This is a genomic window from Pseudarthrobacter cellobiosi (assembly GCF_023913815.1).
In the GTDB taxonomy this organism is placed as follows: domain Bacteria; phylum Actinomycetota; class Actinomycetes; order Actinomycetales; family Micrococcaceae; genus Arthrobacter; species Arthrobacter cellobiosi.
In genome coordinates, this window is record NZ_JAMXBK010000022.1 from 144,467 (window position 1) to 163,101 (window position 18,635).

Annotated in this window: 16 protein-coding genes and 1 tRNA gene; 6 read left to right on the top strand and 11 right to left on the bottom strand. The window is 64.6% G+C overall.

What is annotated here, in order from left to right; genetic code table 11:
• Positions 1 to 17: 17 nt before the first annotated feature.
• Positions 18 to 977, bottom strand: a complete 960-nt coding sequence (locus NG701_RS08560; protein ID WP_252566422.1) for an aldose 1-epimerase family protein — start codon at positions 975 to 977, stop codon at positions 18 to 20.
• 152 nt (positions 978 to 1,129) lie between these two features.
• Between NG701_RS08560 and galT the strand changes: the two genes are divergently transcribed.
• The gene (gene galT / locus NG701_RS08565) at positions 1,130 to 2,302 is read left to right on the top strand and encodes a galactose-1-phosphate uridylyltransferase (RefSeq protein ID WP_252566425.1); all 1,173 of its coding nucleotides are present in this window, start codon (positions 1,130 to 1,132) and stop codon (positions 2,300 to 2,302) included.
• A 77-nt stretch (positions 2,303 to 2,379) separates the two neighbouring features.
• Complete coding sequence (galK, locus tag NG701_RS08570; RefSeq protein WP_252566701.1) at positions 2,380 to 3,534, top strand: galactokinase; 1,155 nt, start codon at positions 2,380 to 2,382, stop codon at positions 3,532 to 3,534.
• Between the two features lie 101 nt (positions 3,535 to 3,635).
• On the opposite strand, the gene NG701_RS08575 is transcribed toward galK, so the two are convergent.
• On the bottom strand, positions 3,636 to 4,520 hold the full coding sequence (locus NG701_RS08575) for a Bax inhibitor-1/YccA family protein (RefSeq protein WP_252566429.1): 885 nt from the start codon (positions 4,518 to 4,520) through the stop codon (positions 3,636 to 3,638).
• Positions 4,521 to 5,017: 497 nt separating this feature from the next.
• Between NG701_RS08575 and NG701_RS08580 the strand changes: the two genes are divergently transcribed.
• Genes NG701_RS08580 through NG701_RS08595 form a run of 4 tightly spaced genes read left to right on the top strand, consistent with a single transcriptional unit; the run spans position 5,018 to position 9,062 of the window.
• Positions 5,018 to 6,301: a branched-chain amino acid ABC transporter permease gene (locus NG701_RS08580; RefSeq protein WP_252566703.1), complete on the top strand. Its 1,284-nt coding sequence runs from the start codon at positions 5,018 to 5,020 to the stop codon at positions 6,299 to 6,301.
• A 9-nt stretch (positions 6,302 to 6,310) separates the two neighbouring features.
• Positions 6,311 to 7,279, top strand: coding sequence for a branched-chain amino acid ABC transporter permease (locus tag NG701_RS08585; RefSeq protein WP_252566432.1), 969 nt, complete (start codon positions 6,311 to 6,313; stop codon positions 7,277 to 7,279).
• The gene (locus NG701_RS08590) at positions 7,276 to 8,295 is read left to right on the top strand and encodes an ABC transporter ATP-binding protein (RefSeq protein WP_252566435.1); all 1,020 of its coding nucleotides are present in this window, start codon (positions 7,276 to 7,278) and stop codon (positions 8,293 to 8,295) included. Before NG701_RS08585 ends, NG701_RS08590 begins: the two co-directional genes overlap by 4 nt.
• A complete protein-coding gene (locus NG701_RS08595; protein ID WP_252566438.1) occupies positions 8,292 to 9,062 on the top strand; it encodes an ABC transporter ATP-binding protein in 771 nt (256 codons plus the stop codon). The genes NG701_RS08590 and NG701_RS08595 overlap by 4 nt, the downstream gene beginning before the upstream one ends.
• 163 nt (positions 9,063 to 9,225) lie before the next feature.
• Here the strand turns inward: NG701_RS08595 and NG701_RS08600 are convergent, their stop codons facing one another.
• The 9 genes from NG701_RS08600 to eno all read right to left on the bottom strand — a co-directional run bounded on the left by NG701_RS08600 (position 9,226) and on the right by eno (position 18,630).
• Positions 9,226 to 10,572: an ABC transporter substrate-binding protein gene (locus tag NG701_RS08600; RefSeq protein ID WP_252566441.1), complete on the bottom strand. Its 1,347-nt coding sequence runs from the start codon at positions 10,570 to 10,572 to the stop codon at positions 9,226 to 9,228.
• 235 nt (positions 10,573 to 10,807) lie between these two features.
• Positions 10,808 to 10,881, bottom strand: a tRNA-Leu gene (locus NG701_RS08605).
• A gap of 20 nt (positions 10,882 to 10,901) precedes the next feature.
• Positions 10,902 to 11,846, bottom strand: a complete 945-nt coding sequence (locus NG701_RS08610; RefSeq protein WP_252566444.1) for an N-acetyltransferase — start codon at positions 11,844 to 11,846, stop codon at positions 10,902 to 10,904.
• 109 nt (positions 11,847 to 11,955) lie between these two features.
• The gene (locus tag NG701_RS08615) at positions 11,956 to 13,455 is read right to left on the bottom strand and encodes an NAD(P)/FAD-dependent oxidoreductase (protein WP_252566447.1); all 1,500 of its coding nucleotides are present in this window, start codon (positions 13,453 to 13,455) and stop codon (positions 11,956 to 11,958) included.
• Positions 13,456 to 13,493: 38 nt separating this feature from the next.
• Positions 13,494 to 14,870 (bottom strand): S8 family serine peptidase, encoded by a 1,377-nt coding sequence (locus NG701_RS08620; protein ID WP_252566450.1) that lies wholly within the window; start codon positions 14,868 to 14,870, stop codon positions 13,494 to 13,496.
• 34 nt (positions 14,871 to 14,904) lie between these two features.
• Entirely contained in the window at positions 14,905 to 15,852 is a 948-nt protein-coding gene (locus NG701_RS08625; RefSeq protein WP_252566452.1) for a Ppx/GppA phosphatase family protein, read from the bottom strand.
• Entirely contained in the window at positions 15,849 to 16,520 is a 672-nt protein-coding gene (locus NG701_RS08630) for a DUF501 domain-containing protein (RefSeq protein ID WP_104060972.1), read from the bottom strand. Before NG701_RS08630 ends, NG701_RS08625 begins: the two co-directional genes overlap by 4 nt.
• A 28-nt stretch (positions 16,521 to 16,548) precedes the next feature.
• Positions 16,549 to 17,214 carry an FtsB family cell division protein gene (locus NG701_RS08635; RefSeq protein ID WP_252566455.1) on the bottom strand — a complete coding sequence of 222 codons (666 nt, stop codon included), beginning with the start codon at positions 17,212 to 17,214 and terminating at the stop codon, positions 16,549 to 16,551.
• A 135-nt stretch (positions 17,215 to 17,349) separates the two neighbouring features.
• Entirely contained in the window at positions 17,350 to 18,630 is a 1,281-nt protein-coding gene (eno, locus tag NG701_RS08640) for a phosphopyruvate hydratase (protein WP_056343550.1), read from the bottom strand.
• Positions 18,631 to 18,635: the final 5 nt, after the last annotated feature.

Below are 18,635 nucleotides of genomic sequence, written 5' to 3' on the forward strand. Positions count from 1 at the left end.
CCCCTTATGCGAAACGGCTACCCGGCCCCGCCCAGGACAGCATCGATCCCCCAGGCCATCGTGAACGTTTCCCCGGCCGAAAGCCACCGCAGCCCCTCACCCGAGTTGAAGGCGTTGGCCGGACCGGTCATGGGTTCGATGGCCACCGCCCTGGGCCTGCCGGGCAGCTCAGTTGTCACAAAGATGTGGACATAGCCGCAGGATTCGTCCTGCCACAACGTGACACTGCGGCCGTCAGGCGCGCTGAGCACATGGCGGGCCGCACCGCCATCGAACGTCAGGTCAGTGAGGGCTACATCGATCTCAAGGTCCCCCACCCTTTGGCCGCTGCGGAAGTCACTGTCCCCGCTGACGGGCTCCGCACTGCGCGGGATCAGGCGCTCGTCCGCCACCAGGCGGGTGCCGGCGGCAACGGTCAGGGTGAGCTGGTCCACGTCCGCGTCGCCCAGCCGCAGGTACGGGTGGGCGCCCAGGACGAACGGCGCTGGCGCGTTGGAATCGTTGATCAGCGTCTGGCGGACTTCCAGGCCAAGGTCCTCAGCGAGAAGGTACCGGACCCGGTGGCGCACCAGGAAGGGGTAGCCATGCTGCGGGAAGACGGTCGCCTCGAGAGTCACGGAATATTGCGATTCATCAACGAGGCTGTACGCGGAGTTGCGGAGCAGTCCATGACTGGCGTTGTTCCGGGAAACCTCCGTGATGTCCAGTTGCTGCTTCTTGCCGTCCAGGTACCAGACCCCGTCCTCCACCCTGTTTGCCCAGGGGGCGAGGGTGATCCCGGCGGCGCCGGGGGAAATCTCGGCGTCCCCATAGGTCTCGGTGAGCTGGACACCGGCGCGGCTGTAGAGCCGCAGGCCGGCCGCCAACTCAGTCACAACTGCGAACGCGTCACCCCTGCGGAGTTCGTACTGCCGGCCGGTGGCGTAGGTCTGGAATCCGGCGGGAGTGCTCGCGTCCGGGGTTGCGCTCGAAGTCATGAGCACCACCGTAACAGGGGGCAAGGACTGCCTGCCATCACTGCGAAATGTTATCTTTTGTGTAAAACTATTCTTTTTTGAGCGAAATATGGGATGATCGAGGCAACGGACGCCCGGCATCTGCCGGCACCAGCATGCAAAGGACCCCCGCCATGACAGGTATCACCACCACCACGCTCGCCGATGGCCGGGAGCTGATTTATTTCGACGACGGCGCCACTGCCAAGCCCCGCACGGCGGCCACCACCACCGACCACCGGCCCTTGCCCGAGCGCGGCGAGCCTGGCGAAGTACGCTTCGATGCCCTCACCGACGAGTGGGTGGCCGTCGCGGCGCACCGGCAGTCCCGCACCCACCTCCCGCCTGCGGACCAGTGCCCCATCTGCCCCACCACCCCGAACAACCCCTCCGAGATCCCCGCGCCCGACTACGACGTTGTGGTGTTTGAAAACCGCTTCCCGTCGCTGGGCCCGGCCGTGGGGCCGGTGCCGTCCACTCCGGCTTGGGGCACCACCGGACCAGCGTACGGACGCTGCGAAGTAGTGGCGTTCACGCCCGAACACACGGGATCCTTCAGTGGCCTGGGTGAGGCCCGCGCCCGGACTGTAGTTGAGGCGTGGGCGCACCGCACCGAAGTCCTCAGCAAACTGCCGGGGATCAAGCAGGTGTTCCCGTTCGAAAACCGCGGGGCCGACATCGGCGTCACCCTCCACCACCCGCACGGCCAGATCTATGCGTACCCCTACGTCACGCCCCGGGCAGGGGTCATCGGAGCGGCCGCACGCAAGTTCTATGATGGGTCCGACGGGCGGCAGACGCTCACAGGCTCGCTGCTGCGAGCGGAACGCGAGGACGGGAGCCGAATGGTGATGGAAGGCGAGAATTTCAGCGCCTACGTGCCGTTCGCTGCCCGCTGGCCGCTGGAGATCCATCTGGTGCCGCACCGGCAGGTACCCGACCTGGCCGCCTTGAGCGGTGAGGAAAAGGATGAACTGGCGCATGTCTACCTTGATCTACTCAAACGGCTCGATGCCCTTTATCCGACGCCGACGCCCTACATTTCCGCCTGGCACCAGGCCCCTCTTGATGACCTCCTGCGCCCCGCCAGCTACCTGCACCTCCAGCTGACGTCGCCCCGCCGGGCAGCGGACAAGCTCAAGTTCCTGGCCGGCTCCGAAGCCGCCATGGGCGCCTTTATCAATGACACCACCCCGGAAAGCGTGGCGGAACGGCTCCGTGCCGTGGTGGTTCCGGAGTCCAGCCCCGCCCCTGCAGCCACTTCCTCCGCCCCTCTGGGGGCCCTGCCTGAAGGAGTACACGCGTGAGCGCCTCCCCTGACCCGCTAACTGCCCAGACCCCGCTGACCAGCCCTGCGGAACCGGGCACGGCGGACCTGGACACAGTGCAGCCCGGCACCGCGGACCTGGCCGCCCGCTTTGAGCAGGAGTTTGGCAGGCTTCCCGACGGCGTCTGGCAGGCACCGGGACGCGTTAACCTCATCGGCGAGCACACCGACTACAACGAGGGTTTTGTGCTCCCGTTCGCGATCGATAAGACCGCCCGGGTGGCTGTTGCAGTCCGTCCGGACTCCACGGTCAGGCTCCTGTCCACTTATGGTGACCACGGCATTGTCACCGCCGACCTCGGCTCTTTGGCCGCGGCTTCCGCCAAGGGCTGGACGAAGTATCCGCTCGGTGTGATGTGGGCGTTGCAGCAGCAGGGCATCACCGTTCCGGGCGTGGACCTTTTGCTTGATTCCAACGTTCCCCTGGGCGCCGGCCTGTCCTCATCGCACGCCATCGAATGCGCGGTCATCTCAGCCCTGAATGATCTGACGGGAGCTGGGCTTGAACCCGAGGCGATGGTCCTCACCACGCAGCGCGCTGAGAACGACTTTGTCGGCGCCCCCACGGGCATCATGGACCAGTCAGCGTCGCTGCGCGGATCCAAGGGGCACGCAGTCTTCCTGGACTGCCGCGACCAGAGCGTTCAGCTGGTTCCCTTCGAAGCAGAACCTGCAGGGCTGGTGATGTTGGTGATCGATACCAAGGTCTCCCACTCCCATGCCGACGGCGGGTATGCCTCCCGCCGCGCGTCCTGCGAACTGGGCGCCGAGGTCCTGGGCGTGAAGGCACTGCGTGACGTCCGGTTGGAGGACCTGGAAGAAGCCGCCGGCCTCCTGGACGAGGTGACCTACCGGCGCGTGCGCCATATCGTGACCGAAAACGTCCGGGTGCTGCAGACCGTGGACCTGCTGGCCAGTGCGGGCCCCGTTTCCATCGGTGCCCTGCTGGACGCCAGCCACGTTTCCATGCGGGACGACTTTGAGATCTCCTGCCCGGAGCTGGATCTGGCGGTGGCCACCTCCCGCGCCAACGGCGCAATCGGCGCCCGGATGACCGGCGGTGGCTTCGGCGGGGCAGCGATCGCCCTCACCCCGGTGACGTCGGAGCAGCAGGTGCGCGCCGCCGTCGTACGCGCCTTCGAAGAAGCCGGCTACACGGCCCCTGACATCTTCACGGTGACCCCGGCAGCAGGAGCCATGCGCATTTCGTAGCGCTGATACCGCAAAAAGAGGGCCCCGCCTGATGCGAATTGCATCGGTGGGGCCCTCTTCTTCTTGAGTTGAGATTACGACGGCGGACGCCGGGTTTGTTGTCAGTCCTCGCCGCGGAGGATCGCCAGGACGCGGATGATCTCCACGTAGAGCCAGACCAGGGTGACCGTCAGGCCAAAGGCAGCGGTCCAGGAGAAGCGCTGCGGAGCGCCGCTCTGCACACCGGCTTCGATGCTGGTGAAGTCCATGACCAGGGAAAACGCGGCCAGGCCAATGGCCAGGATGCCGATGACAACACCAATGATGCCGCTGCGCAGGCCGAAGGGTTCCGTCGTCATACCCGTCATCATCATGACCAGGTTGACCACGGAGAATAGGCCGTAACCCACCAGGGCGATCATAAAGAACTTCATGGCCTTGGGAGAGGCGCGCACCTTGCCGCTCTTGAACAGGAGCAGCGTCACGGTGAACACGGACAGCGTGCCGATGACGGCCTGCAAGCCGACTCCCGGGTACATCAGGTCAAGCACGCGAGTGAGGCCGCCGAGGAACAGGCCTTCGAGCCCGGCATAGGCCAGGATCAGGGCTGGCGAAGGCTGCTTCTTGAACGTGTTGACCAGTGCCAGGACGAAGCCGCCCAGCGCACCGATGATCATCAGGATGCTGGCCAGCCCCATGCTGACGAACAGGGTCACCGCGGCACCGGCCAGCAGGACTCCGAGGCAGGCAGCAGTCTTGACGATGACGTCGTCGTACGTCATCCGGCCGGTGTCCGCGGGACCTGCGGCCGGCTTGTTGTACATCTGGCGCAACTGCTCATCGGTCATGTTCTGCTGTTGGCCCCAACCGTTCTGGGGATCCATGACCTGGCCGGGAGCCCGCTGGCCATACTGTGCCTGTCCGTAGGGTGCCTGCGGGACACGCGGTGCCTGCGTTGCTCCACGGAAATTCTTTCCGTTGAAGATCGGGTTTCCGCCAAGTGCCATTGCTGGTGTCCTCCAAGTAAAGGGTTGAGTCGTGACTTACGAACCACGCTACCAATATCTACGCGCTCACGCCCCAATAAGTTCCCCGTCCATGGCGCCGAAACGCAACCGTGATGCATCCGAGTGGACGGTCGCACGCGCCGCCGGGCCGCGCGTAGGCCAGGCCGCTCCCCGGGGAATACTGCTGATCAACAGAAGTTTCTTCGCGAACACTTTGCCAATGCGCCATGGCTGTAACGCAGTTGTTATGCGATCGCTACCAGCCGACCTCCCCCCAGCCTAAGATTTGCCTCTGACGAGCTGTAACATAAACCACACACGGTGACGGATATCACAATCAGGCCCCCAACCTGCAGAAAGCACCACCATCCGTCCCGTGACGTTTGCAGTGGTTGCAATGGCGCATCCCTGGCCACCCCACCCAAGTGGAGGATTTGATTTTGAGAAGTACACCCAAAGGCTTGCCGCACAGACGGCCGGGCGGATTGCTGAAAGTGATAGGGGCCGTCTTTGCCTCTGCCGTGGCGATTCTGCTCGTCGTCGCCCCGGCATCACAAGCCACTTCGCCGTCTCCGACACCATCCCCGTCGATTACGACCTTCCAGAACAACATCAGCGGCTTCCTTCGGGATGACGCGCGCGCCCCCATCGCGGATGTGACCATAACCGCCAGGAGCGGGGATTTCGAAGGGACCGCCAAATCCGCGGCCAACGGGTCCTGGAGCATCGGCGTCCCTGTCCAGGGCACCTATGAGATCGAGCTGGACGAATCAACCTTGCCGGAAGGCATAAAGCTCGCGGACGGCCAGGAAAATCCCCGCAGTGTCACGTTCAGCCAGACCTCCAACCTCTCGGTGATCTTCGCCTTTGGCAAGGGCATCGTCGTCCAGCAACAGGACTTTGGCCAGAACCTGCTCAACCGGCTTGTGGCGGGACTCAGCTTTGGACTCCTGCTGGCACTCGCCTCTGTCGGGCTGTCCCTGATCTTCGGAACCACGGGACTGACCAACTTCGCACACGGTGAAATGGTCACCCTCGGCGCCGTGCTCGTCTTCACGTTCAACGCTGTTGGCCTTCCCTTCTGGCTGGCGATCATCCTTTCCCTGCTCGGCGGCGGATTGTTCGGCTACGTCCAGGACGCTGGCCTGTGGAAGCCGCTGCGCAGGCGCGGGACGGGCCTGGTGCCGATGATGATCGTCAGCATCGGCCTCGCCCTGGCCGTCCGCTACGTCATCCAGTTCTACTTCGGCGGAGCCACCCAGCAGCTGCCCTATGCACAGAGTGCGGAAATCCAGCTCGGCCCCGTCTCCATCTCGCCCAATAATCTGTGGTCCCTCATCATTAGTGCTGTGGTGATTGCCCTGGTCGGCATCATTCTGCTGAAGACGAGGTTGGGCAAGGCCACCCGCGCGGTGGCCGACAACCCGGCCCTCGCCGCCGCCTCCGGCATCGACGTCGACAACGTGATCCGCATCGTCTGGGTGGCCGGCGGCATGCTGGCCTCCCTCGGCGGCATTCTGTGGGCGTACTACCGCCCTGGTGTCACCTTCGACATGGGCTCCCAGATCCTGTTGCTCATCTTCGCCGGCGTGACCCTCGGCGGCCTCGGCACAGTCTTTGGTGCCCTGATCGGATCAATCATCGTCGGCATCTTCGTGGAGCTGACCACCGTGTTCGGCCTCGCCGCCGACCTCAAATACGTGGGAGCACTGTTCATCATGATCGTTGTCCTCTTGTTCCGGCCCCAGGGCATCCTGGGCCGTCGCGAGCGCGTGGGTTAGGAGACAGCCATGGACTTCGGATTCATACTTTCCAGCGCTGCCGGTGAGCTGTTCAGCCCGACGACGGCGGCCTACGCGCTTGCCGCACTCGGTCTCGCGGTCCACTTCGGCTACTCGGGCCTGCTGAACTTCGGCCAGGCCGGCTTTATGGCCGTGGGAGCCTACGGCTTTGCCATCTCCACCCTCACATTCGGCGTTCCGTTTTTTGTCGGACTTCTCATCGCCATTATCTGTTCGGCCATTTTTGCCCTGTTGCTGGGTATCCCAACGCTACGGCTCCGGGCTGACTACCTGGCGATTGTCACCATCGCCGCTGCGGAAATCGTCCGCTACATCGTCACCACCAACCAGCTCACCGCCGTAACGGGTTCCGCCAACGGACTGGCCAACTTCGAGGGCGGGTTCTATGCAATGAACCCTTTCCCTGAGGGATCCTACTTCGGCATGAACAACAGGGATTTCTTCATCCGCGTTGTCGGCTGGGGACTAGTCATCGTCTGTTGCACCCTCGTGTGGCTCCTGATGCGCAGTCCCTGGGGCCGTGTCCTCAAGGGCATCCGCGAAGACGAGAACGCCGTCCGCTCTTTGGGCAAGAACGTCTATGCCTACAAGATGCAGGCCCTGGTCATAGGAGGTGTGCTCGGAGCACTGGCGGGCATGATCTTCACGCTCCCCCGCGGCGCAGTCCAGCCGGCCAACTACGGCACGGAGCTAACGTTCTTCCTGTACACCTGCCTGCTGCTCGGCGGCCTCGCCACGGTGCTGGGACCCGTCGTCGGCGCGATGATCTTCTGGGTGGTGCTGTCCCTCACCCAAGGCATCCTGTACGGACTGATTGAATCCGGGGCAGTGACCTGGCTGAACACAGTCCAGGCCGGGCAACTGCGTTACATACTGGTAGGCATAGCCCTGATGCTGCTGATGATTTTCAGGCCGCAGGGCGTCTTTGGCAACAAGAAGGAGCTGGCGTTCGCATGACCAAGCACAGCGGAAACTCAGCAGAGGAAAACGTCGATTACATGACGGATGACCGCCCGATCGCGGCCGGGGAGGCCGCTCCCGGCTGCAAAAAGCGGGACCCCATCGTGGTGGCGGAGAACGTCACCCGCACCTTCGGCGGCATCAACGCCGTGGATGTCGAATACCTCGAGATCCCTCGCCACAAGATCACGGCGCTCATCGGCCCCAATGGTGCCGGCAAGACTACACTCTTCAACCTGCTCACCGGTTTCGATACTCCGAACTCCGGCAAATGGCAGTTTGAAGGAAACAGCCTGGCCGGGGTAACACCGTACAAAGTGGCCAGGATGGGCATGGTGCGCACATTCCAGCTCACCAAGGTCATGGGCAAACTCACGGTCATGGAGAACATGCGCCTTGGCGGTTCGGAGCAGCCCGGTGAGCGGCTTTCCAAGGCGCTGTTCAAGGGTATGTGGGGCGGCCGGGAAAAAGAGATAACCGCACAGGCAGACGTCCTGCTGGAGAAGTTCAAGCTCGACGCCAAGAAGGACGATTACGCGGCGTCCTTGTCCGGCGGGCAGCGCAAGCTTTTGGAAATGGCGCGTTCCCTGATGGTCCGGCCCAAGCTGGTGATGCTGGATGAACCCATGGCGGGTGTTAACCCGGCACTCACCCAGTCCCTCCTTGACCACATCAAAAACCTCAAAGCAGAAGGCATGACCGTGTTGTTCGTTGAACACGACATGAACATGGTTCGACACATTGCCGACTGGGTGGTGGTGATGGCCGAAGGCAAGATTGTTGCTGAAGGCCCGCCAGGTGAAGTCATGAAGAACCCCGCGGTAATCGACGCCTACCTGGGCGCGCACCACGACGTCGACCTGGGCGACGCCGAGGGAATCAAGGAACTTGCAGCCGAACTCGTAGCCGACGAGGAGTCCATCGTCGGCACCGAAAACGCCGGCTTCATCGCCCTCGACGTCGTCGCCGCGGAATCCGACGAGCCCGGATCCAGGAAGAAGGACACCGAATGAGTGCCATCAGCCCGGCGCCCGCCGCAAGCACCGCAGCATCGCACGACTCAGTCGTCAAGGTAACCGACCTTGTGGCCGGGTATCTTCCCGGCGTGAACATCCTTAACGGCTGCAGCATCGAAGCCCGCAAAGGCGAACTGATCGGCATCATCGGCCCCAACGGCGCGGGCAAGTCCACGCTGCTTAAAGCGATGTTCGGCCTGGTGAAGGTCCATTCCGGCACCGTTGTGGTGCGCGGCCAGGACATCACGGGGCTGAAGGCCAACAAGCTCGTTTCCAAGGGAGTGGGGTTCGTCCCGCAGAACAACAACGTGTTTTCCACCCTCACCATCGAGGAGAACATGCAGATGGGCATGTTCCAGCGGCCCAAGGACTTCGGCGAACGGTTTGACTTCGTCACCAGCCTCTTCCCTGAGCTCGGCAAGCGCCGTGCCCAGCGGGCGGGCTCCCTCTCCGGTGGCGAACGCCAGATGGTAGCCATGGGAAGGGCCCTGATGATGGAACCGGCCGTCCTGCTGCTCGATGAGCCATCGGCAGGCCTCTCCCCCGTCAAGCAGGATGAGACATTCCTGCGGGTCCACGAGATCAACCGGGCAGGCGTATCGGTCATCATGGTGGAGCAGAACGCGCGCCGCTGCCTGCAGATCTGCGACCGCGCCTATGTGCTTGACCAGGGCAAGGACGCATACACAGGCACGGGCCGGGAGCTTATGAAGGATCCGAAGGTCATCCAGCTCTACCTGGGAACCTTGGCCGACGAAACCTAGGCGGGGCTTCCCGCCTCCGGCGCCCGTCCCGGAACACGAAAGGGGGCCGTCACCAGCCGGTGGCGGCCCCCTTTGCGTGCCGCCCTGGGCTCCGGCCTCGCCCGGACGCACAGAAGCCCCCGTCCGAACTGGACGGGGGCTTCTGTGCGTCTGTGGAAGCGGCTTACAGCTGGCCGAATTCTTCCTTGGACGGCAGCGGCTTGTTGGTGTCGTCGTACTCGTAGATGCCGATGTAGGCCTCAGTCGGATCCCCCGCGTCTGAGAAGGTCACAGGACCGGACTGACCGTCGTAGTCAATGTCCTTGCCGTTGCGGAGCAGGGTAACGCAGGAGGCGAAGTTGTTGCACTTCTCGCCGGTCTGGGAGACTTCCTTCAATTTTGCGGCTATATCCGTTCCCTTCGTGCTCTTGGCAGCTTCGGCCGCCAGCGCCGTCAGGTTCGCGGCATCATAGGACTCGCCGGCGTAGTTGTAGGTCTTCAGTGCCGGATCCAGCGCAAGAAGCGCCTTCTTGAAGTCATCCTTGGCAAACGTGCCGGGCTGAGTGCCCTGGGTGCCCTTGAGCGTGCCTGCCTGGAAGTCCTTGCTGTAGTCCGACGTATTGCCGTCAACCAGGAACATCTGCGTTGCCTTGACGCCCTTGCCCGTCATGAGCGGAATGATGCTCTTGGCCTGGTCGAAAGTGATCAGGGCATAGGCGTCGGGCTTGGCTGCGATGATCTTGTCCACCTGGCTGCTGAACTGGGAGTCACCCTCATTGAACAGCTCCTCGGCGACAACCTTGCCGCCTGCTGCCTCGAATGCGGACTTGACGTTCTTCGCCAGGCCCGTGCCGTAAGCATCGTTCAGGACAATCATGCCCAGAGTCTGCGCACCACAGGCAGCCATGTAGTTGCCGAGGACCTTACCCTGGAGCACATCTGAGGGAGCTGTGCGCCAGTAGAGGCCCTTGTCGTCCCAAGTGCTCAGTTCTGGCGCGGTGTTGGCCGGCGAAATCTGAAGGACACCGGCGCCGGTGATCTGGTTAATGACCGTCTTGGTAACGCCGGAGGACGCGGCACCGATAATCGCACTGACGCCTGAGCCAAGCAATGCCGTGGTGGACTGGGTGGCGATATCGGTCTTGGTGTCACCGGAGTCGCGGTGAATAACCTCTACGGGCTTGCCCAGCACGCCGCCGGCATCATTGATTTCCTTGACGCCAAGGTTGACACCTGCGATTTCGGGCGGGCCAAGGAACGCCAGCGAACCGGTTGTGGGCAGCAGCGAACCCAGCTTGAGCGGCGTTTCCGTGATGGTGGTTGCCTGCGGAACAGCGCCTCCAGCGCTGGCCTGCGCTGTGCTTCCGGGAGCCGCGCCGGGAGCGGGGCAGGAGATCCCAGTTGCTGACGTGGTGGTTTCTGTCGAGCTCGGGGTGGAGGTACCACCACAGGCTGTAACCAGAAAGGCGACGCCGACACTAAGCGCTGTGAGCTTAGCAAGACGGGGTGCCCTCGGGGGGAGTGAAATCATTGACAATCTCCTGGATCGAAAGGTGCGAACGGCCTTTGACGCGGATGATCAGGTGTTCCTGATTTAACTTCAAGCTAATGCATATCTGCTACGGATATAAGTGACTGAGGTCACATCCTTATAACAGTCGTTGCATATGCGAAATCAAGGGACGCGGTGGTCCTTTGACGTCTGGCTGGGGTACTGGAAGGCGGCAGGAGTGGGCGCAGCGCAGGCGCGCCGGAGGGAGAATTTGTACCCCAGGTGGGACTCGAACCCACAACACGCGGATTTTAAGTCCGCTGCCTCTGCCAATTGGGCTACTGGGGCGCCCGGTCAATGGTATCCCGTCATTCGCCCGCAAGCGGTCCGGCGTACCGGAACGTCCCGTGGACCCCGCCGGGCCAGACGGCCAGCGGGAGCAGCTGGAAGCGGTCGCCCCATGCTTCGTCGGGCGGGAGGACGCCGAAGGACGCAGCCGGGACAAAGCCGAAGCGCGGGTAGTATTCGGTGCTGCCCAGCAACGCAATCCCGCCCTCCCCCGCCGCGTTGGCCCGGGCAATGGTGTCGTTCATGAGGGCAGTGCCGATCCCATGGCGCTGCAGCCTTGGTGTCACACCGATGGGCCCGAGCCCCAGCAACCCGTAGTCGCCCACCCAGCCCCGCGTGCTGATCACATGGCCGACTATCTCGTCGTCGAGCACCGCCACCACGCTGAACTCGGGCAGGTAGTCCTCGCACTCGAAGAGCCGGCGGAGCACGTCCACTTCCTCGGGCTCCCCGGCCACCGGCAGGCCCGTGACCGGAGAGACCGCGAACGCCTCGCCCGTCAACGCGAGGATCTTGTCCCTGTCCGCAGCCGTCTCGTTCCTGAGCAGCAGCTCGGGCCGCGGCACGTCTCGACTTGCCGCTGACAGCTCAGCTAGGGCTTCGACGGCGCGTGGCGCGTCCGCCACCGGCACCAGCAGGTGGTCGTGGTGGAAGCCGGCCAGCACGTTGCAGCTGATCTTCGCGTCGGTCAGGGCCTTCCCGACGGCGGCGGTCAGGCCAACAGCCTCCAGCGCAGAGTGCACTTCCAGAGTGATCCAGGCCGCCACAAAGTCGTAGTGCAGCCCCAGGCTGTCTGCCCTTTCCCGCGGCAGGACGACCGTCAGGCCCCCGGCCTCACGTACGGCAGCTTCGATGCCGGGCTCGAGCGGCCTGCCATGCGGCCACAGGACGTAGACGTACTCCCCCTCCCGCAGTACCGGTTTCAGTGTTGCCAGCAGGGTCTGGAGGTTCTTTTCGCCAGTCATGGTGCCAGTCTAGAAGGGACACCCCGTTGGATACGCAAAACGGCGGCTATCCCCCCTCAAGGGGACAGCCGCCGTCGGGCGTTACAAATGCTGTGTCAGGATGCCAGTGTTACTTGGCGTCCGCGGTGACCGACTGCTTGGGGTCCACGCTGGTGGCTTCTGCCGAGCCCTGCTGGGCTGCTCCGGCGGATGCCTCCGGCGTGCTGGCTGCCGGGGCAGGCGCAGCCGCTGCAGGCTTGGGAGCCGGCGTGGCAGCGGCCACGAAGGCGCCGCGCGGGTTATCGAGGTCGATCAGCTGGGTGGTGTCGCGGCCCATAAAGAACGCGAGGATCCAACCCATGATGACGCGGACCTTGCGCTCCATGGTGGGCATGGCCATGCCGTGGTAGCCGCGGTGGGCCAGCCAGGCGAGCGGGCCCTTGAGGCCAATGCGGCCCACGAGGTTGATGTTCGCGACACCCTTCCACTCGCCGAAACCGGCCACAGCACCCAGATTCTTGTGCTTGTAGTCCTTCAGGGGCTTGTCCCAGCGCGAAGCCCACAGGTTCTTGGCGAGGTGCTTGGCCTGGCGCAGTGCGTGCTGGGCGTTCGGGACGCAGGTGCCGTCCGGCAGGCCGCTGCCCGTGAGGTCCGGCACGGCGGCGATGTCGCCGGCAGCCCAGGCGTTGTCGATGATGCCTTCATCGCCGGCGATGCGGAGGTCCGGCAGAACGCGGACACGTCCGCGCGGTTCCAGCGGGAAGTCGGAGGAGCGGATCATCGGGTTGGCCTGCACACCGGCAGTCCAGACAAGCGTATCGGCTTCGAATTCCTGGGCGAGGGACTTGTCCGGGAGGTTGATGAGCTTCAGGGAGCCCTCAGCGCTGTCCAGGGAAGTGTTCAGCAGGACCTCGATGCCGCGGCTGCGGAGGTGCTCCACAACCCATTCGGCCTGCGGTGCCGTGACCTCCGGCATGATGCGGCCCATTGCTTCAACCAGGACAAAGCGTACTTCTTCCTGACGGATGCGGGGGTTGTTCTTGACCGCGGCGCGAGCCAGGTCTTCCATTTCGGTGATGCACTCGATGCCGGCGAAGCCGCCACCGACAACCACGAATGTCAGTGCCTTGGCGCGGGCAGCGGGGTCCGCGATGGTGGACGCGGCCTCGAGGCGCTCCAGCACCTTGTTGCGAAGGGCCACAGCCTCTTCGATGGTCTTCAGGCCGATGCCCTTGTCCGCCAGTCCCTTGATGGGGAAGGTGCGGGTGATGGCGCCTGCGGCCACCACGATGTCGAAGTAGGGGATCTCGATGTGCTCTCCGCCATCCGCAGGCGCCACGACGGCGGTGCGGTTGGCGTGGTCGATCGAGGTGACGCTGCCCTGGATGAGTTCAGTCTGCTTCAGGTGCTGGCGGTGCGAGACCACTGCGTGGCGGGCCTCGATGTTGCCGCCGGCCACTTCGGGCAGGAAGGGCTGGTAAGTCATGTAGGGCAGTGGATCCACGAGGGTGACGATGCCACCGGCATTCGCGATCTTCTTCTGCAGTTTGAGTGCTACGTACAGGCCGACGTACCCGCCGCCGACGACGAGTACCCTGGGACGGTCCTGGAGCTCTGGGGTGGTTGCCATGATTTAAGGATACAACAGTTTGTGAAAATCTTCACTAACTACGTTTTGCCACCTGAATCAACGGTTTGGAACGCGCCGGTATCAGGTTCCTCGCGCGCCGCTCCGGGGTTTCTGGCCGCCCGACGGAGCTGGAAGACTGCTGCCCCGATGATCACCACAAAGAGGATCACCGAACCGATCACGACGGCGGCGCCAACGGCACTGTCACGCTGTGAGGGCGCCTCCGCCGCGGGCACAGTGGGCTCGGGCAGCGTGGGAACGGCACTGGCCACTTCGTCGGTGGGCACCGGCGCCGGCGCACCAAGGTTGCCGCGGCGGTGGACGCGGATCCAGTCCGAGATGGAGCCGAGCGGGTTGGCGGCGGCTTCCGGGACGGAGTCCTTCAGGGCGGCCTCCGCGTTCAGCACGCCAAAGCCGTACAGCGGGTCTTTTCCGGCAGGACCGGCATCCTTGGCTGTGCTGACGATCCGGTTGATGACCTGCTTGGCGCTCATCTCCGGCCACTTGGAGCGGATGAGTGCGGCCACGCCGGCAACAATCGGGGCAGCTCCGGACGTTCCCGCCCATTCTGCGTAGCCGCCGCCGGGCAGCCCGCCCAGCAGGTTTTCTGCCGGGGCCGCCACACCAATGCTGATCCCCTGGGAGGACGAGTCGACGCTCGCTGTGCCCTTGCGGTCCAGGCCGGCGACCGTGAGGACGCCGGGGATGGTGGCTGGAGCTCCCACCTGGAGGTTGCCGCCTATCCGGTTTCCGGCGGCGGCCACGATGACCACATCTTTTTGTTCGGCATAGAGGAAGGCAGCATCCCAGCTCTGGGGCCACTGCGGCGTGGCGCTGCCCAGCGAAATGTTAATGACTTTGGCCCCGTTGTCCACGGCCCAACGGACCGCTTCCGGGATCTGGTCCTGATCGCTCTTGCCCGCGGGGTTGGCCGAACCCAGCCACGTTGAGACGGACAGGATCTCAGCTTCAGGGGCCACGCCAATCATGCCGTCCGGTCCGCTGGCAGCAGCCTGGCCGGGACTGGGCGAGGGGGTGGCGCCGGCCGGCTGGTGGCCGCGACCGGCCAGTATGGTGGCTACCAGGGTCCCGTGTTCCGGCTTGACCCCCAGGCTTTTCTGCCCGTTGGGGCTGCCGGCCCCGGACGCGTCGAAGCCTCCGGTGACGGCGCCCTTCAGGTCAGGGTGCTGGGCATCCACGCCGCTGTCGATCACCGCGATCTTGACACCGGCGCCCTTGGAAACCTCCCAGGCCTTCGTAATTCCGGATTCGCCAAGCCAGTACTGTTTGTCCCGTTCAGCGTCGGCCCTGGCCGCAGGCGCCAGGGTCAGTCCTGCGGCCAGGCTGACGCCTGCAAGGGTCATCGCCAGGAGAGCTGACGCGGCCCGGCGGAACCGTGCTGTTGCTCTGGTCATGTGGGTTCCCATGCTTGGTTGGCTGATGGCCTGGTTAGTGGATGCTCAGGGCAATTCCGTCAAGAATATCGTGTTCGCTGGCCGTGGCCGTGACGATCCGGCCCGCGGTGAGCTCATTCAGCCGCTCCAGGATGCGCCGCCACACCAGCCCGCCGGCACCCATAACGTCGACGCGGCCGGGGTGCATATACGCCAGTTCGGCACGTTCTCCCCTGGTCATGTGGAGGAGGTCGGTGGCGGCTTCGGTGATGGTGCCGATGGACAATTCCGTCCCGTGGATCGCCGCCGGCGAATACTCCGGAAGCCGCAGGGCATGGGCGGTGATGGTGGTGATCGAGCCGGCCACCCCGACGACGGCGGTGGCGCGTTCCAGCGGAACATCCAGTCCCGCCCGGGCAATGGCGGCGTCGACGTCGGCTTCCGCGGCGGCGATCTGCTCCGCCGTGGGCGGATCGTCCTGCAGGTGCCGTTCGGTGAGTCGGACGCAGCCGACATCGACGGACTTGGCGGCCGTGACACCGGCGGAGGTACCGAGGACGAACTCCGTGCTGCCGCCGCCGAGGTCCACCACCAGCACCTGCTCCCCGTCAAGGATGGGCAGCACGCTGCTGGCCCCGGCGAAGGACAGGGCAGCTTCTTCATCACCTGAGATGACCTCCGGCTCAACGCCCAGCAGTTCCCGGATCCCGTCCACAAAGACCTGGCGGTTGCGCGCGTCCCGGCTGGCCGAGGTTGCCACAAAACGGATGGACTCGGCGCCGTGCTCGCGGATCATGGCTGCGTAATCCGCCGTGGCTGCGAAGGTGCGCTCCAGCGCCTCAGGGGCCAATTCGCCGGTGGCGTCCACGCCCTGGCCCAGCCGGACAACCCGCATTTCGCGGACAACGTCGGCGAGCTTCGCTGTCCCGCTCCTGCGGTCGATGTCGGCGATGAGCAGGCGGAGCGAGTTCGTGCCGCAGTCGATGGCGGCGACGCGGGTCATGCCCCTGCCCCGTCAGCGCTTGCGGTCTTGCGGACCGGAGCGGGCCGGCCCACGATCTCCGGCAGGCCCTGGGGTCCGTGGCGGCTGAGATCCTTTGACGGGGCCTCCCCTGCGGTGTCCCAGGCGCCGTCGCAGTAGCAGCGGTCCGTTGTCCACCATTCACTGATGCCGGCAATGGCCTCATCCCCCAGCGGGTTTACGCCGGGACCCGCCGCGAGGGAATGGCCCACCAGGACGTGGAGGCATTTGACCCGGGTGGGCATGCCGCCGGCGGAGATGCCGTCAATCTCCGGGACGGCGCCGATGCCGGAACGCTCGCCGATGGCCGCGCGGGCTCCGAGATAGTCCTCGTGCGCTGCACGGTAGGCGGCCGCGAGGGGCTCATCGGCGCTCAGGCGTTCATTCATGTCGTTCATCAGCCCGGCAGCTTCCAGCCGGGAAACCGCCGAAGTGATGACGGGGTGCGTCAGATAAAACGTGGTGGGAAACGGGGTCCCGTTGCTCAGCCGCGGCGCCGTGGCGGCAACGAGGGGGTTGCCGCAGACGCAGCGCGCCGGGATTTCCACCACATCGCGCACCGGCCGTCCCAACTGCCTGCTGAGTACTTCAAGATCGTGTGCTGATGGCTGGCGGGACTTCTCCGGCGCAGTCGCCGTGTTTTCTTCCACTGGCGCGGGCCATCCTTCCTCTAGCTGTTCAGTCTGTGGCCGCACGCCTGATGGACTCCCACAGGGAATCCACCCACGGCAGATCGGCGGGGTCTTGTGCTGCTGTGGCGGTCAGGCTACTGCTTGTTCCGGCCGGCAGATCGCTGCCGAAGACCCAGTAGCCGGATTCACCCGGCATAACCATGTTAATGCGGTCGCGGGCCTGCTGTTTCACGTAGTTCGGATCCTGCCACCGTGAGATCTGCTGCCGCAGGCCGTCCTGCTCGGCCTGGCGGGCGGCAATATCGGCGCTGAGGGCGGCGAGCTCGGCCCGCTTGTCGAAGAAGATCTTCACGGTGGGGGCCAGCATGATGGTGATGGCAATCATGACCACCGCCAGTGCCAGCATGCGGCCGGAGAACGCCTTGGCGGGCACCGGCTGGCTGTCATCCGGCGTGGTGTCAGGCTTCGATGTCCTGCCCGTGGCGTTACCGTTGTGGCCGCTCCCCTGCCCTTTGCTTGCCGGGAGCCTGGTGCCCGATGCGGACGTTCCGGCGCTGGACGCCGTTCCGGTCTTGCCCATGCTCCCGCCCTTTGCGCTGCTGGCTGTACCGCCAAAATCGGCGCGGATGATGCCGGCGTCTTCCCTGGCTGGGTCCGTGGTGGCCTGATGCCTCGACGCGGCCTTGGGAACTTTGGGACGGCGGGTGGCCATGACACTCCTGAAACGTGCGGCCTGCCTCTGGCCGCAACTCTGCGCTTGATACCGGCTCAATCAATGCCGGCTAAAACAAAAACCGGTGGCTATGGTCTTTCAACCATAGCCACCGGTCAGAGGTTTACGCGGCTACTAGCCCTTGAAACGCGGGAAAGCGCTGCGGCCGGCGTAGCGTGCGGCGTCGTCGAGTTCTTCTTCGATGCGCAGGAGCTGGTTGTACTTGGCAACGCGCTCCGAGCGTGCCGGGGCACCGGTCTTGATCTGGCCGGCGTTGGTGGCCACCGAGATGTCGGCGATGGTGGTGTCCTCGGTCTCGCCGGAGCGGTGCGAGGTGATGGTGGTGTAACCGGCGCGCTGGGCCAGGCTGACGGCGTCCAGCGTTTCGGTCAGTGAACCGATCTGGTTGACCTTGACCAGCAGCGAGTTGGCGGTCTTGGTGTCGATGCCGCGCTGCAGGATGGCCGGGTTGGTGACGAAGAGGTCATCGCCGACGAGCTGGACCTTGTCACCGATGCTGTCGGTGAGGGTCTTCCAGCCGTCCCAGTCGTTCTCATCCAGGGGATCCTCGATGGAAACCAGCGGGTAGTCGGCCACGAGCTCGGCGTAGTAGGCGCTCATCTCGGTGGCGGATAGTGCCTTGCCCTCGAACTGGTAGGCGCCGTCCTTGAAGAACTCGGAGGAGGCGACGTCCAGTGCGAGGGCGATGTCCTTGCCCGGGGTGTAGCCGGCGTTCGTGATGGCTTCCTGGATCAGGTCCAGCGCAGCACGGTTGGACGGCAGGTTAGGCGCGAAGCCACCTTCGTCACCCAGGCCGGTGGACAGGCCCTTGGCCTGCAGGACGGACTTGAGGTTGTGGTAGACCTCGACGCCCCAGCGGAGGCCCTCGGAGAAGGTCTCGGCGCCGATCGGGACGATCATGAATTCCTGGATGTCCACGTCGGAGTCGGCGTGCGAGCCACCGTTGAGGATGTTCATCAGCGGAACCGGCAGGACGTGCGCGTTGGGGCCGCCCAGGTACTTGTACAGCGGCAGGTCTGCGGAGGCGGCAGCGGCGTTGGCAACGGCCAGCGAAACGCCCAGGATGGCGTTGGCGCCGAGCTTCGCCTTGTTGGGCGTGCCGTCCAGGTCGATCATGGCCTGGTCGATGCTGCGCTGGTCGGTGGCGTCGAAGCCGGTCAGTGCCGGAGCGATCTGGTCGATGACAGCGTCAACGGCCTTCTGGACACCCTTGCCGAGGTAACGTCCCTTGTCTCCGTCACGGAGCTCAACAGCCTCGTGCTCACCGGTGGAGGCACCTGAGGGTACTGCCGCGCGGCCGATCTGGCCATCGGAGAGCAGTACTTCAACTTCTACGGTCGGGTTTCCGCGGGAATCGAGGATTTCGCGGGCGTGGATGGCATCGATAAGCGCCATGGATG

What these genes read in the sequence shown, in the direction of transcription:
- NG701_RS08585 (WP_252566432.1), top strand. Translation starts at nt 6,311, where the DNA reads ATGGACTTCGGATTCATACTTTCCAGCGCTGCCGGTGAGCTGTTCAGC.
- galT (WP_252566425.1), top strand. Translation starts at nt 1,130, where the DNA reads ATGACAGGTATCACCACCACCACGCTCGCCGATGGCCGGGAGCTGATT.
- NG701_RS08575 (WP_252566429.1), bottom strand. Translation starts at nt 4,520, where the DNA reads ATGGCACTTGGCGGAAACCCGATCTTCAACGGAAAGAATTTCCGTGGA.
- NG701_RS08625 (WP_252566452.1), bottom strand. Translation starts at nt 15,852, where the DNA reads ATGACCCGCGTCGCCGCCATCGACTGCGGCACGAACTCGCTCCGCCTG.
- NG701_RS08590 (WP_252566435.1), top strand. Translation starts at nt 7,276, where the DNA reads ATGACCAAGCACAGCGGAAACTCAGCAGAGGAAAACGTCGATTACATG.
- NG701_RS08635 (WP_252566455.1), bottom strand. Translation starts at nt 17,214, where the DNA reads ATGGCCACCCGCCGTCCCAAAGTTCCCAAGGCCGCGTCGAGGCATCAG.
- NG701_RS08595 (WP_252566438.1), top strand. Translation starts at nt 8,292, where the DNA reads ATGAGTGCCATCAGCCCGGCGCCCGCCGCAAGCACCGCAGCATCGCAC.
- NG701_RS08610 (WP_252566444.1), bottom strand. Translation starts at nt 11,846, where the DNA reads ATGACTGGCGAAAAGAACCTCCAGACCCTGCTGGCAACACTGAAACCG.
- eno (WP_056343550.1), bottom strand. Translation starts at nt 18,630, where the DNA reads ATGGCGCTTATCGATGCCATCCACGCCCGCGAAATCCTCGATTCCCGC.
- NG701_RS08560 (WP_252566422.1), bottom strand. Translation starts at nt 977, where the DNA reads ATGACTTCGAGCGCAACCCCGGACGCGAGCACTCCCGCCGGATTCCAG.
- NG701_RS08615 (WP_252566447.1), bottom strand. Translation starts at nt 13,455, where the DNA reads ATGGCAACCACCCCAGAGCTCCAGGACCGTCCCAGGGTACTCGTCGTC.
- NG701_RS08620 (WP_252566450.1), bottom strand. Translation starts at nt 14,870, where the DNA reads ATGACCAGAGCAACAGCACGGTTCCGCCGGGCCGCGTCAGCTCTCCTG.
- NG701_RS08600 (WP_252566441.1), bottom strand. Translation starts at nt 10,572, where the DNA reads ATGATTTCACTCCCCCCGAGGGCACCCCGTCTTGCTAAGCTCACAGCG.